A 15157-nucleotide genomic window follows, 5' to 3' on the forward strand; every position below is an offset into this window, starting at 1 on the left:
GCTCTTTCCCTTATCAGTCTGGAATTCCGGACGCTTCAAGAGTCTCGCCAAAGTCCAAGTAACCTCGCCTGAGCCGCCTCCGCCGGGATTATCTCCCATATCACTGATAAAGAAAGGCTTCTTTTTGCTTGCTATTGCCAAATCGATACATTTCTCGAGCGAATATCCCGGAGCTTCCAGCGAGAACTGCTTACGGACATCCCAGAATTTCTGGGCGAGTTTCTTCGCCCCGGCTTTTACCTGTTCCTCATCGTCACCGTAAACCATCACGGTTCCTTGGTTCCGTGGGTTGTCTCCCCAAACATAACCGATCCAGATCCCTGCGTCTATCACTCCGGGCATGGCTTCAACCTCGGGAACCAATGCGTACAGCGATTTCGCAGGCTCGACACGGGTACTCGACCATTCGCCGGAAACTAGGACAGGAACAGCAACCCATGCCTTGTATGCCGGACGCCCTTTCCCTGATTCAAGACGTTCCAACAAATTGACAACCCCTCGCCGATGTGATTCACGAGAATCCGCATGCGGTGCTTGACGATAAGTCGTAATCAAATCGGAGTTGAGAGCTACCAACCAAGACGTATTTCCGTGAAGGTCCATCGTGGTGGTAGTCAAGACATCGTTTCCGATCAAGCTACGCACCTTCTCCATGAATTCGCCCTCGGGATCGGCTACGCCTTCCACGCTACAAGCTCCGTGGTTATAAAACCAGAAAGCGTCATATGGCATATTGGCCTTGATCATCTCCAATGTTTTTTCCACAAACGCGTCGTACGATTCTTTTGTCACGGGGCCTCTTCCACCGCCATAGCCAATCTGCGTGGGAAGCCAAGTGGCCGCCTGTCCCATTGCGGAGTCTGGGCTGAGATAGTCCGGCATTCTTACGGGGTGTCCTACGAGCGGCTGCCTATTCGGGACGAACACGCTGTTTTCTATCTGTATACCGGCAATACCGATACGAGGTTTTTTCTTCTGTCCAAAGGCCTCTCCAACGAACGATACGGCCAAGAGACAGATTCCGAGCAATACTAAATTCCTATTCATGCTATTATGATTTTTGCGAATTGTTATTTCCTTATTAATTAGTTATTAAACCGTCACTAATATCAATCTCGGTTTGAGGTATAGGCAATACTTCCGCACCGGCGCTGAAAGGAGTCTTAGCTCCAAATTCCGCCTTCTTGGTTCCGTTAAAGACTTTCTCGCCCCATCCTACACGTACCACGTCAAAGAACCGGAAACCTTCCATTCCGAACTCCAGATGACGCTCATTCATGATGTCTTCAAACAATTGGCTTCCTGTATGGTTCTTAGGAGCCAAGTTGACATGACTTCTTACCTCATTCAGATACTTTTGCGCATTAGCGATATCGCCGCTGAAATAACAAGCCTCGGCATAGTTCAAATATACCTCCGCGAGGCGGATAAGCCTGAGGTTCGTGGGTTGATTATTTCCCCGATTCTCCTCTCTTTGCCCGGGCGCGAGATATAGTTTGCGATTGTACCAACCGGTTCGGTCGTCCGTAACGGGTGCCACATCGCCTTTGGCCGCGGTCTCGATCTCTATAGCCTCTTCCGTGGAAAGGAGAGTGGTCTTCTTTCGTATGACATCCCCCTCAGCATCATAAGCGTCCGCCAAGGCCTGTGTAGGTTGCGCGCAACCGAAGCCGATCGTCATGTTTCGGGGCATAGACATCAGCACGTGACGGTTACCGTTATTTACATTATACGAACTTTGGGTGGAAGAGACATACATATTCACTTCTAGAATAGAAGAGGAGCAGTGCTCGCCGTCCAGTGAGAACTGCCAAGCGTAATCCTCCGGAGCGACCAAGCTATACTCACCCCCGCACTCATTCTGGAATTTCTCGAATGCCTTTTTTACCTCATCGTATTTTTTCTCATACAGATAAATACGTGTTTGCATGGCGATGGCCGCGCCTTTGGTAATCCTTCCCGCATAGCTTGACTCGTAGTTAGCCACCTCACTTTTCTTAGGTAATACGCTAACCGCATCGTTTAGGTCTTGCTCGATAACCGAGTATATCTCTTCGACAGACGCACGTCCGAGTCTCTCATGATCGAGATCCAAGACTCCCGTATAGCAAGGAACACCACCAAAGGTTTTCACAAGCTCGAAATAAGTATAGGCGCGAATAAACTTGGCCTCACCGATCATCTGTTCCCTGTTATATTTCGAGAATAGGGCATCGTCTGCCATTTCCATATCCCGTATAAACAAATTGGCCTTATTAATACATTGGTAAGAATACCGATATTTGTTCAAGATCTCGGTATGATCCGCTTGATACTGATAATTCTCCAGCAACGTGAAGGTTTGTGCGTCGTTCGAAGAACCGCTGTAGGTCGCGTCATTCGACAACACGTCGCCGAAACATTGCATTGACCATGTGTAACGGAAGTCCTTCATGACGGAATAGACAGCGGTCAGACGCAAGAAAGCTTGTCTTTCCTCTGATATCTCTCCAGCCTCCGGACTTCCTAACGGAGCTAAATCCAAATCTGCGCAACTGCTGAATCCTGTTAAAATCGCTAGTACGATTCCTATGATATATTTGTTTTTAAACATGACATTATAAATTTTAAAAAGTAACATTAATACCTCCGGTGAATGAAATGTTCTGAGGATAGATACCGTAATCTATGCCTCTAGACAAAGAGCTGGACTGACCCACTTCCGGATCCATACCCGAGTAACTGGATATCGTAAACAAGTTCTGGCCGCTTACATAAAAACGTACTTTTTGTAGTTTTATCCTCTGCGTGAGAGAAGCGGGCAGGGTATAACCTAGCTGGGCGTTTCTCAAGCGGAAATAAGTCCCGTTTTCTACGTACATGTCCGAGAAGCGGTCATTGTCGTTTACGTCCGTAGCCGTCAGGCGAGGGATGTCCGTATTTGTATTATTTGGCGTCCAATAGTTCATTAACGCTCTATCCTTGTTCGTTATATCGTTCGGGAAGTAGGTGTAATAACGCATCGCGTTGAATATCTGATTACCGATTGTTCCACCAAACTGCAAATTGAGGTCGAAGCCTTTCCACGCCATACCCATGTTGATACCGTATATGATATCCGGAATAGGATTACCGATCATGCATCTATCACTTGAGTCTAACTTGCCATCGCCATTCGTATCTACGAACAATACATCGCCCAATTCGGCATTAGGTTGGAAATCCGCCCGCTTAACGGCATTCAACTGTTCCTGTGTTTGGATAAGCCCGTCTGTCTTATAGCCCCAGAACGCACCGATAGGCATACCTTCATTCGTATAGGTGAGGTACATGCTTCCGTTTCGGAATGGTCCATCGGAGATTGGTGTGCCACCATTCAATTTCGTCATGCGGTTACGGATGGTCGACATATTTACTCCCACGTTGTATTCGAAACCGCTTTCGGTCTTGTCTCTCCACTCGAGATTCATCTCGATACCGCGGTTGTTCGCCTCGCCGATATTGGTGTAGGTGTTGCTGGCATATCCCATGTAGATAGGCATAGGAGCGGCCAGCAGCATGTCCTTCGTTGTCTTGTAATAATACTCGAAGCTGAAGACCATGCGGGTGTTAAAGAAGCTTGCGTCAAGACCGATATTCAGAGATTCAGTGGTTTCCCATTTAATATCCGGATTGCCCAATCTGCTCACGGCAATACCTTGATACAAGGTCTCATTCTCTCTCGCTCCGAATAAAGCGCCGTATTGCGTACTCAATGACAGCAAACTACGATCCACATAATTGGTGATATTCTGATTTCCGATCTGTCCCCAGCCCCCGCGGAGTTTCAAGGAGGAAACCCATTCGGCGTTCAATTTCTGGAAGAACGGTTCGTTGTCGATTCTCCAACCTAGAGCGAACGAGGGGAAGTTACCCCAGCGATTCTTGGAAGAGAATTTAGAGGAGCCGTCTCGCCGGAAAGTGGCCGTAATAAGGTATTTGTTATTGTAATCGTAGTGTAGGCGGCCCAGATAAGACATCAAACCATATTCCGTAGCGCTATTGCTGGCCGTGGTCTTGTTCTTGTCCAGCGTAGCGTCTATATAATGCAGGTTATCCGACTCTCCGATAAGATCTCTCGCGTTTACGCTCAAGGTTTCCTGCTTACCCCATTCGTTGGTATAACCTACGAGAGCGGATATGGAGTGCTTCTCGGCAAACGTTTTCTCATACGAAAGGGTATTCTCGAACGTATAGTAGTGCCCTTTGGTCTGCGACTTCGATAAACTACTCTCTAAATTTCTTTGGCTTGAGGATACCTCATAGACAGGCGAGAAGGTTTTATTGTCTACCCTTCTGATTTCCGCTCCGAAGCTACTCTTGAACTTCAATCCTTTTATAATCTGCCATTCCCCATACATATTGCCGATGAAAGCAAGTTTCTCCCGCTGATTATCCCGATACATGATACTTGCCAATGGGTTATAGTAGTCAATATAAGGAGAGTAACCATATGAACCGTCTGCGTTTTGGGCGGGAGTTACCGGATCCAAACGGATTGCGTTACTTACGACACCATAGTCGGAGTCGTACACATTACTACTGTTGCGCTCACTAATACTTGCGTCGGTAGATCTCGCGATCGACGCGTTGGTACCCACTACCAAATGATCTTTGAGCACCGTTTTTTCCGTGCTTTGACGGACACTGAACCGTTCGTAGTTGGATTTCTTGATCGTTCCATCTTGGTTGATATAGTTCAAGCCCAGATTGAATTTATAGTCGTTCTCTTTACCACCGCTTATGCCGACACTGTAGTTATGCATAAAGGCCGTATGCGTAATCTCGTCCATCCAATTGGTGGAAACATTACGATTAACAAGGGCCAAGTTGATGGGAACGCTCCTCACTGTGTTCAACTGTTCCTGATAGTCGTACCATTCTGGACCTGACATCAAATCGAGATTATTCAATATTTTGTTCATACCCCAATACGCATCGAGCGTAACGGTGGTTTTTCCAGCGGCGCCTTTTTTCGTAGTGATAAGGATTACGCCGTTCGCACCGCGGGAACCGTAGATAGCGGAAGCGGAAGCGTCTTTAAGCACCTCCATAGACTGTATATCCGATGTGTTCAGGTAGTTTATATCCGTCACGGGCATCCCGTCCACGACGAACAATGGTTCCGCGTCGTTTACCGTACCGACACCTCTGATACGGATCGTGGCGGCGGAACCCGGAGATCCGGAACTGGAAGTGACGGATACACCGGTAGCCAAGCCTTGCAATGCGGTAGAAACATTGGCCACTGCTTGGCGAGCGATTTTCTCCTCGCTCACGGACGAGATAGCCCCCGTGATATCACTTTTCTTCATCGTACCGTAGCCAATCACTACCACCTCATCCAACTTTTGTGTGTCCTCTTGCAAGGAGATGCTTAAAACCGATTTATTGCCTACCGGAATCTCCTGGTTCATATAACCGATATAGGACACTTGTAAAATAGCGTCTTTGGCTACTTCTAACGTGAATTTTCCATCTATATCCGTTATTGTCCCGTTTGTTGTCCCTTTTACCATCACATTGGCGCCAATTATCGGCATACCGGTAGCATCAATCACGGTTCCGGTGATCTGACGGGTGTTTTGTTGCGGGGTGGATACGATTGATGGTTTCTCTATAATCATGATGTCGCTTTTAATGCGCATGTTTGGGGAGTGTACGGAAGCGTATACACCTGTGGTAAAAACAAATAGCGGGATTGAGGTTAACTTCATGACTCTGCCCAATTTAGTTTTTGTGTTTAATCGGGGGTTAGGATTCCCCTTACAAATTTCATTCATACATTTGTAATGTTTTAGTGTTAGTATTAATTGATTTAAAGGCGTTTAGAAACTTGTTTGGCTGGATTATAAGCCATATCTTCCAGCCAGTTTCCTTGCTAGATATGGTTCATGATGGCTCCTGTTTCATAGGCTCTCCTTTCTTTAAGATTAACTTTAGTAAACTGAATATGTTTATTTGGTTGTTTGATTTGCAATATTCGTGAAAAAAAACGACACCTGCAAGCAAGTCTCTGCTAATTTAATATTGTGTATTCAATTGATAGAAGTCATTAATACGGCTTAATTATGTCAATTTGTCATTTCTCTCTCCTTCTGCTTCTTGTATTTGAGATAGGATAGGGTGTGTGTTTATTATATGCGATTCTCTGGTAGTTAAGCCCTGACGAATAGAATGTGTATGAAGGAAAATACTTGCAGTTTGCCTTCTTTTTATCAATATCCGCCGAATTATTATATCTCTTGTTTCAGAAAACTAATAAATGCTTCCTGAATAGTATTTGAAAATCAATTGACTTTTTTGCCGTTCTAGGGTGCAAAGGCTCTAATATAGTCTCGATTTTCAGTGTACAGAAGATTATGATTAAAAGTAGATCCCAACTAAATTAGAGCAAGTGCCGGATAATTCGAACTAGGTGCCGGGTAGATGTCGGTTATCTGCCGGGAAATAGAAATTATAAGCCGACTAAATACATACAAGTTTAGGATATATCCTAAAAAATGTGCTGTTTTGGGTACTAAATTCCATAATAATCGGTTTAAAAGCAATTGTTTTGAAAAAGTCTGTGTTTGAAATATATTTAAAAAGTTAACATTATGATAGTGTTTCGGTAATTCTTTTTGCATTCAGATAGTATGGTTACATTTGTCTATTCATTTCAAATATTATTAAAAAACAGAGAGATATGGATGAGAAAGGATTCGTGGAAGGGGTGAGAAGGTATATGTCCCAGTTACGAGAGGAAAAGCGTTATTCCTCCGCCAAAAGTTATCAGGATGCGTTGAACTCCTTTATAAAGTATAGTGGAACAGAGAACATTTCCTATTCGGATATCAATAAGGCCAATCTTCACCGATATGAGGCTTATTTGTTGGAAAACGATTGCATGCGTAATACGGTCTCCACGTATATCCGCCGTTTGCGTTGTATTTATAACAAGGCGGTGGAGAATGGTGATGCGGAATATATCCCCGGTTTGTTCCAAGGAGTTTTTACGGGAGTGGAGAGTAAGCGCAAGAAATCCCTATCCTTAGAGAACCAACATAAGTTGATGACGGTGAAGGTAGAGAGTGAGGTGCTAAGGGAGACACAACTGGTCGTTTGTTTGTTGTTTCAGTATGCAGGAATGTCGTTCGTGGACTTCGCCCACCTAAAAGAAAGGAATATCAAAAACGGGATATTGGACTATAATCGGCAGAAGACAGGCACACCGATGAGACTGGAAATCTTGGATACGGCAGAATTGATGCGCAAGGAATTAATGGGTGACAAGAAGCCGGCCTCAGGCTATTTATTCCCTTTTTTGAGTGGAACGAAGACGGGCTATGAGGCATATCTCGAATACAATGCGGCCCTATCTCGGTTCAATCGAAATTTGAAGGCGTTGAAAAAGGCCGCTGGAATAGCATCGGATGTTACCTCTTATACGATCCGCCATTCCTTTGCCATGGCATTGAAAGAGCAAAATGTCCCTATAGAAATGATCAGTGAATTATTGGGGCATAAGTCCATCAAGACCACCCAGATTTATCTGAGAAGTTTCTCTTTAGAAAAAATGACAGAGGTGAATAGCACTTGCTTTGGTTGTGTCTATAATTATGTGTCGAAAGTGGGATGAGGCTACTTAGTGAGTAGCGTTTGTTTCACGCCGCAAATGTAGTAAAAAATAACAAAAAACAAGCAATCATTAGGGTTTGTTTGTGTTTCCAGTTGGATTCTCGTTAAATATTCGTTCTTATTTCTGATGTATAGACATGGCAATAGAGACGAAATGGCCTCGTATTTCCGAAATCATCACGTCCCCCCCTAAAATCGAACATACATTCTTGTAGAGATGGGTATACCCCGTCTCATCCCCTCTAAAAGATGTTTTAAATTACTGTCAGACGGTGGGAGATGGAGCATGCTCCGTCTCTACAACTTGGTAATAACCATTCTCCCACCTTTTGCGCTACTCACTAAGTAGCCTAATTTCTCACATGGCGAAAAAGGGTTATGGTGTATATATCAAACTATCTCTTTTAAGCAATCAACGAGATGCGAGCGAATGTTGTAAAAACGGTTGTAAATTCGGTACCTCATGAGGGTATCGACGCCGTAGGCGTTGAAAGAACCATTCCTGAAAACCCGTTACGGCGAAAATCTGATCAGAAACATTGGTACATCGCTATCGTCAACAACAAGTCCGAGAAACTATGCCGTGACAAGCTGGAAAAGCGCATAGCCAGTCAGCCGGAAGGCGAGAAGGACTATGAGGTTTATATAGCCTCCCAAAAAGAGATGTGTCTTCTGCCAAGCGGCAAGCGTAAGCAAGTAGACCGGATCGTCTTCCGTTCCATTGTATTCATCCGTTGCACCGATGTCTTGCGTAGGAAGGAGATCGTGCATCTTCCTTATATCAAACGTTTCATGGTAAACATAGCTGGCGAACGGTCTGGAGGCATACGCCCCGTAGCCTTCATTCCGGATGAGCAGATGGTGAAACTCCGTAGGATGCTGGACGATTCCGAAGAGCCTGTCATTATCGATCCCCGTCCGCTGCCTCTTGGAGCGAGGGTACGCATTAACGGCGGTAAGTTGCATGGTCTAGAAGGTAACGTGCTGGAAGTGGAGGATGGCAATCTTAACTTTGTGATCCGTGTAGATCTACTGGGATGTGCCAAAGTAAATATCACCCGTGACCTGCTAGAGCTATTATGATACACATAGATGGATACGCACTACGGTAAAAAAGAGGATAGATCCGGAGTACGCCTTATCTCGTTGTTAGGAAACCATTTGAAAGAGATTCTTAAGCGAGAGTCGGATAATCGTGCCTTCATCCATCTTTACTGTACGGGTCCGTATTGGGTGGCGTTCGAGAAATCAGCTTACCTGTTACGCCAAATATCTTCCCGTACCTTAGTGACCCCGTTAAGCCTCACCACGTACCCGTTTCCAATCGTGATGGTCTCTTGGACAGATGGCGAGTTACGTTCCTATACACGTAACCATCTTTTCCATCGCGAAGGCAATGACTACGGTCGGTTATCCGTCCCTACTCGTACGCTTGACGGTTACAAGGAGTGGCATAAGGAAGAGGTGAGGTATTTTCCGATGCAGGAAGTAAAAAACACGTCCATGGATCGTGACATGGAGATTGATTAAAGATACTTCTGAGGTTCAAGAGAGCCTCCAATCAAGAATATATTATCGCTAGGTCGCAATTAGAAAATGAGAATTAGGCGGCCGATATCGATCAAGAGGTCAGCTATCTCTAGTAGCGAGGAGAGTCCCTTTTTCTTTAACCGATAGACTAGACTCTTGCTTTAGCTTATACCACTCCAACCACTTGAGAGGTTCGGTCGCTTATTATTATAGTTAGATAGATATGAATAAAACAAATATGGAAAAGGTGAAATATCGTTATAATCGCTGGCGTTTAGCGCTGGGGCGTCTGGTAAATTTGCGGTATATCAACCGCTGGATCATTTTTTGTGCGGATCTTTTCATTTCCCTATGTGTATCTTTGATAGGAGTGCTGGGATTATTGTCCATCATGCATGTATACATAAGCGGGATTAGTGTATTAAAGGTAGGAATAGCTTCCTTTGTGGCCAGTATCCTTTCTTTTCTTACGTTCAAGGTTTATCACGGGGTGATCCGTCATTCCACGCTACGTGGACTATGGAGGATTGGTGGTGTCGCCATCACAAAATCCATCCTCATGTTCATACTGCTTCATCTTTTGAAGGCGGATTTCAATTCCTCTATATATTGGGTGGGAGGGATAATCGATTGTATGTTGACGATTGTTCTGCTGATCACCTTACGTGTATTCGTGATTAATGTATATAATAGCGTGTTGTCCCAACTTGGAAAAAAGCGCAAGCGTGTACTGGTGTTCGGTATGGATGAGGATAGCGTGATGATAGCCACATCACCCAACCGGCAAGTATTCATGCAAAATTATAGCATCATCGGCTTCTTGACGTTTGGTAGCGCTAAAAAGAACCTTCGCATAGCGGAACTTCCCGTTTACCAGATCGAGGACATTGATGACTTGTTGCGTCTGATCCCCAGAAATAACTTGGATGGTATCCTTTTCCCGAATATAAAGACCGTCCGACGAGAACGTGATCGTTTGATTCATTATTGCGAGCAGGCCTCCTTGAAGCCTCTCGTGGTTCCTGATATGGAGGAGGTCCATGAGGGCGGAATGAAGCGTTCAGTCCGTGAGATCCGTATTGAGGACTTGCTGGGTCGTGAGGAGATCAGTATAAATCTGGGCGAGATCGGTCTCTTATTGAAAGATAAGACGATCCTTGTTACGGGAGCGGCCGGTAGCATTGGTAGCGAGATCTGCCGCCAGCTGGCGCATTTCCCGATCAAGAAACTGATCTGCCTTGATGCCGCCGAGACTCCGATGCATGACTTACGCCTGGAATTGGAGGAGAAGTATAAGGAACTGGATTTTGTACCTATCATAGGCGATGTCCGGAATCCGGACCGTGTAGATTACGTATTCCGCAATTGGCATCCCCAGGTAGTATTCCATGCGGCAGCTTATAAGCACGTCCCCTTGATGGAAGAGAACCCTTGCGAGGCTGTTCGTACCAACGTGTTTGGTACCCGAGTGATAGCGGATGCCGCCGTAAGCTATGGTGTAGAGAAATTCGTGATGATCAGTACGGATAAGGCCGTTAATCCAACGAATATCATGGGATGTAGCAAGCGCCTCGCTGAGATATATGTGCAGAGCTTGAGTGTGGCGATCAGTAAGGGGGCTCTAGCGGGAAACACTAAGTTTATCACGACCCGTTTCGGTAATGTATTAGGAAGTAATGGTTCCGTGATACCTCGTTTTCGCGATCAGATCGCCAAAGGAGGCCCAGTTACGGTAACCCATCCCGATATCATCCGCTACTTCATGACAATCCCCGAAGCCTGCCGTTTGGTGTTGGAAGCCGGTACGATGGGCAAGGGCGGCGAGATATTCATCTTTGATATGGGTGAGCCGGTCAAGATCGCTGACTTAGCGAAGCGTATGATCGAGCTTTCTGGTTTGCAGGTGGATAAAGACATAGAGATTAAATACACCGGTCTTCGTCCCGGTGAGAAATTATATGAGGAACTATTGAGCAACAAGGAGAACACGAAGGAAACCCCTCATGAGAAGATTCGTGTGGCAGCAGTCCGAGAGTACGCCTACAAGGATGTGGTAGAGCACATTGATCTATTAGCTGAATTATCCCTTCATGTGCATATTCTTCCTATGGTGAGAGAGATGAAATCCTTCGTCCCCGAGTTTAAAAGCCAAAACTCTCAATTCACGAGATTGGACGGAGTGAATTAGCAATTTAGTTGGTAGTTATAAATCTGAATTATAAATGATTATCGCAGTAGATTTTGACGGAACAATCGTTGAGCATAAATATCCGGCGATAGGGAAGGAGATCCCTTTCGCTTTCGAGACATTGAGAAAGTTACAAATAGAACACCACAAGCTGATCTTATGGAGTGTGCGAGAGGGTAAGCTTTTGGATGAGGCTGTCACCTTTTGCCGAGAGCGGGGCTTGGAGTTTTACGCCGTGAACCGAGATTACCCGGAGGAAGAGAAAAGCCTGAATAACCATTTCTCCCGTAAGCTGAAGGCCGACATTTTTATTGATGACCGTAATCTTGGTGGTCTCCCGGACTGGGGTATGATTTATGAGATGGTGAGTAAAAGACTTTCCTATGAGGATTTAATGCGGAAATACGAGTCGGAATACGAACCGGAGAAACCGAAAGGCCTTTTCTCTCGTTTGTTTCGCTAAATCCATATCATTCTGTGTTCAATGAAATAAAAAAAGATAACAAAATAATATGAAAATCAAAAGATTACTACTTTTATTAGCTTTACCTCTATTGGTAGCGAGTTGTACTTCTTACAAGAACGTACCATACCTCCAAAACCCAGAGGCAGTGAACGATTTTGAGGAGACCCTTCCATTGTATGACGCAAAGATCATGCCAAAAGACTTGTTGAGCATCACGGTCAATACGACAGACCCGAAGGCTGCGACCCCATTCAACTTGACGGTACAGACTCCAATCAATGCGGCTTTGACAAATATCAGTACGACCACGCAACCGACCATGCAGCAATACTTGGTGAATAATAAAGGAGAGATCGATTTCCCTGTTATCGGTCGCTTGGAAGTGGGTGGTCTCACCAAGAACGAGGCGGAGGACTTGATTCGTGAGCGTTTGAAACCTTATTTGAAGGAATCCCCGATCGTTACGGTCCGTATGGCTAATTACAAGATCTCCGTGTTGGGTGAGGTGGCCCGTCCGGGTAGCTTCACGATCGGCAACGAGAAGGTGAACGTTCTGGAGGCTTTGGCGATGGCAGGTGATATGACGATTTACGGTGTCCGTGATAACGTCAAGCTGATCCGTGAGGACGTGAACGGTAAGCGTGAGATCATTAACTTGAATTTGAATAATGCCGAAGTCGTGACTTCCCCGTATTATTACCTGAAGCAAAACGATATTATTTACGTGACCCCGAACAAGACGAAGGCTAAGAACTCCGATATCGGTAACAGCACGACCCTTTGGGTAAGCTCACTCTCGATTCTGGTATCTATTGCCGGCCTGTTGGTAAACATACTTAAGTAATTGAAAATTGAGAATTGAAAATTAAGAGAGATGATAGACGAACGGATAAATAATAACACTGGGATAGAGAACGAGGAACAAGAGATTGATTTGGTCGCTCTTTTATTTAAATACCTTTTTTATTGGCGTTGGTTTGTGGCTAGTATATTGATATGTTGCATCGCCACTTACCTGTTTCTTCGTTATCAAACGCCTGTATATAACATTTCCAGTTCCGTGTTGATAAAGGAGGAGGATAAGCGAAGCGGTTCGGGCAACAATCCGTTGGCGGCCATTCAAGACTTGGGAATGTTTTCCATGACAAATAATTTTGATAACGAGGTGGAGATATTGAAATCCCGTACATTGATAAAAAAAGTCGTGAACGACCTGAATTTATATGTTCGTGTAGCGGAAAAGCGAGCGTTCGGTTATGCGATGCCTCTTTATAAGAATAGTCCGGTACGGATTTATATGACACCAGAAGAAGCCGATAAATTGGAGGAGCCGATTAAGCTGGATCTTACATTTACAAAAACAGGAAAATTGTCTGTTAAGGCTGAATATGTGCAAGATAAGGAAGAGCAAGAGATAGAACAGGCATTTGATCAATTGCCGGCGGTGTTACCAACACCTGTGGGTGTTTTAAGCTTTACGCGAGGCGATACCTTGTATATGGAAGAAGAGGAAATCGCTTTACGTGTTACCATAAATACGCCGACGGAGACCGCCGAGGATTATATGAAAGACTTGAGCGTGACCGCCTCTTCCCAGACCACGACGATAGCGAAGATCAGCGTGAACAATACAGTAAAGGAGCGAGGCGTGGATTTCGTGAATCGTTTGGTTGCGTTCTATAATCAAGACGCGAACGATGAGAAGAATGAGGTAGCTCAGAAAACCGCTGAGTTCATAGAGGAGCGTATCGGTATAATTAACCATGAGTTGGGTACGGCGGAGAGCGAGTTGGCGGATTTCAAGCAACGATCCGGTCTGACGGATTTGACAAGTGATGCCCGTCTAGCCTTACAAGAGAGTTCCAAGTATGAGCAGCAACGTACGGAGAACGCTACACAGATCAGCTTGGTTCAATTTCTGCGTACCTATATCAACGATCCGGTCAACAAGGAAGAGGTAATTCCTGCAAACGTAGGGGTACAGGATCAAAACCTCACTAGGGTGATTGAACAATATAACACGATGATCATCGAGCGTAAACGTTTATTACGTACCTCTTCGGAAAATAACCCGGCGGTGATAAACATGAACACCGGCGTTGAGGCGATGAGACGCAATGTCGAGACAACCGTGAATAGTGTCTTGCGAGGACTACAAATCGCCCAGAAAGATATTGAGCGTCAGGCTAGTAAATTTGAGAGCCGGATTAGTGATGCTCCAAAGCAAGAGAAAGAGTTCATGACTATTTCTCGCCAGCAAGAAATCAAGGCGACTTTATATATCATGCTGTTGCAGAAGCGGGAGGAAAATGCGATCACATTGGCAGCCACGGCTAATAATGGTCGTATTGTAGAGGAACCATTACCCGGGAAGGATCCTGTGGCTCCCAAGAAGCTCGTGTTTTTATTGGCTGCGTTTGTGGTGGGCCTGTTTATTCCGGTGGGAATCATCTTTGTCGTGGAATTATTGAAATATAAGATCGAGAATCGTGGCGATGTGGAGCAATTGACGAATGTTCCGATTTTGGGCGAATTGCCCTTGTGTGGTCATAAATCCTCCGATAAGGGAGCGATCGTGGTGCGCGAGAATAAGAACGACATGATGGAGGAGACCTTCCGAGGTTTGCGGACCAATCTGCTCTTTATGCTCCGGAAAGATCAAAAGGTCATACTTTTCTCTTCTACGCAGCCCGGAGAAGGTAAGTCTTTCGTGACTGGAAATCTCGCTGTCAGCTTGGCTTATTTGGGAAAGAAGGTGGTAGTGGTTGGTATGGATATCCGTAAGCCGGGCTTGAATAAAGTCTTCGATTTATCGAAAAGGCAGGAAGGAATATCTAATTATCTGATGGATCCGGAGGATAAGGATCTTTTTGATCTTGTGCAGCCTTCCGGCATCAGTCCGAACCTGGATATCCTTTTAGGAGGAACGATTCCCCCGAACCCGACGGAACTGGTAGCCCGTGATACCTTGGAGAAGGCGATAGAGCAATTGAAATCCCGTTATGACTACGTGTTGCTGGATACAGCCCCGATCGGTATGGTAACTGATACGGCCATAATAAGCCGTGTGGCCGACATGTGTGTTTATGTCTGCCGTGCGGACGTGACCCCGAAAGCCGCTTTCTGCTACATTAATGTTCTTAGGGACGAGCATAAATTTGACAAGTTGGCGGTAGTGATCAATGGAATCGACCTGAGCAAACGTAAGAACACCTATGGTTACGGTTATGGTAAGAAATATGGTTATGGCTATGGTAAACATTATGGTTATGGATACGGCTATGGGTATGGTTTTGAGGCAGAGAATAAGAAAAAGAAATAATAAGGAAATTTAT

The 15157-nt window shown here is 45.2% G+C and carries 10 protein-coding genes; 7 read left to right on the forward strand and 3 right to left on the reverse strand.

The genetic code is table 11. The features are described from left to right. The 3 genes from QVP94_RS17360 to QVP94_RS17370 form a co-directional block, all read right to left on the reverse strand. Nucleotides 1-1047: M81 family metallopeptidase (locus QVP94_RS17360; RefSeq protein ID WP_288213308.1), on the reverse strand; the 1047-nt coding region annotated here is incomplete at its 3' end. A 34-nt stretch (nucleotides 1048-1081) separates the two neighbouring features. Beyond that, nucleotides 1082-2593: a RagB/SusD family nutrient uptake outer membrane protein gene (locus QVP94_RS17365; protein ID WP_008771643.1), complete on the reverse strand. Its 1512-nt coding sequence runs from the start codon at nucleotides 2591-2593 to the stop codon at nucleotides 1082-1084. Nucleotides 2594-2606: 13 nt separating this feature from the next. Then, nucleotides 2607-5801: a SusC/RagA family TonB-linked outer membrane protein gene (locus QVP94_RS17370; protein WP_009276268.1), complete on the reverse strand. Its 3195-nt coding sequence runs from the start codon at nucleotides 5799-5801 to the stop codon at nucleotides 2607-2609. Nucleotides 5802-6706: 905 nt separating this feature from the next. Between QVP94_RS17370 and QVP94_RS17375 the strand changes: the two genes are divergently transcribed. From QVP94_RS17375 to QVP94_RS17405, 7 genes are all read left to right on the forward strand, one after another. Continuing rightward, nucleotides 6707-7639, forward strand: coding sequence for a tyrosine-type recombinase/integrase (locus tag QVP94_RS17375; protein WP_005865208.1), 933 nt, complete (start codon nucleotides 6707-6709; stop codon nucleotides 7637-7639). A gap of 419 nt (nucleotides 7640-8058) precedes the next feature. Then, complete coding sequence (locus QVP94_RS17380; protein ID WP_005865210.1) at nucleotides 8059-8721, forward strand: transcription termination/antitermination NusG family protein; 663 nt, start codon at nucleotides 8059-8061, stop codon at nucleotides 8719-8721. Between the two features lie 9 nt (nucleotides 8722-8730). Next, nucleotides 8731-9168 (forward strand): hypothetical protein, encoded by a 438-nt coding sequence (locus tag QVP94_RS17385; protein WP_008771646.1) that lies wholly within the window; start codon nucleotides 8731-8733, stop codon nucleotides 9166-9168. 238 nt (nucleotides 9169-9406) lie between these two features. Next, nucleotides 9407-11356 carry a polysaccharide biosynthesis protein gene (locus tag QVP94_RS17390; protein WP_022193104.1) on the forward strand — a complete coding sequence of 650 codons (1950 nt, stop codon included), beginning with the start codon at nucleotides 9407-9409 and terminating at the stop codon, nucleotides 11354-11356. 34 nt (nucleotides 11357-11390) lie between these two features. Beyond that, a complete protein-coding gene (locus QVP94_RS17395) occupies nucleotides 11391-11819 on the forward strand; it encodes a BT0820 family HAD-type phosphatase (protein WP_005865215.1) in 429 nt (142 codons plus the stop codon). A 49-nt stretch (nucleotides 11820-11868) separates the two neighbouring features. Continuing rightward, on the forward strand, nucleotides 11869-12666 hold the full coding sequence (locus QVP94_RS17400; RefSeq protein WP_005855491.1) for a polysaccharide biosynthesis/export family protein: 798 nt from the start codon (nucleotides 11869-11871) through the stop codon (nucleotides 12664-12666). A 30-nt stretch (nucleotides 12667-12696) separates the two neighbouring features. Continuing rightward, a complete protein-coding gene (locus QVP94_RS17405) occupies nucleotides 12697-15144 on the forward strand; it encodes a GumC family protein (RefSeq protein WP_022193105.1) in 2448 nt (815 codons plus the stop codon). Nucleotides 15145-15157 lie beyond the last annotated feature (13 nt).

It is taken from the genome of Parabacteroides sp. CAG:2, from assembly GCF_000436315.1.
In the GTDB taxonomy this organism is placed as follows: domain Bacteria; phylum Bacteroidota; class Bacteroidia; order Bacteroidales; family Tannerellaceae; genus Parabacteroides; species Parabacteroides distasonis.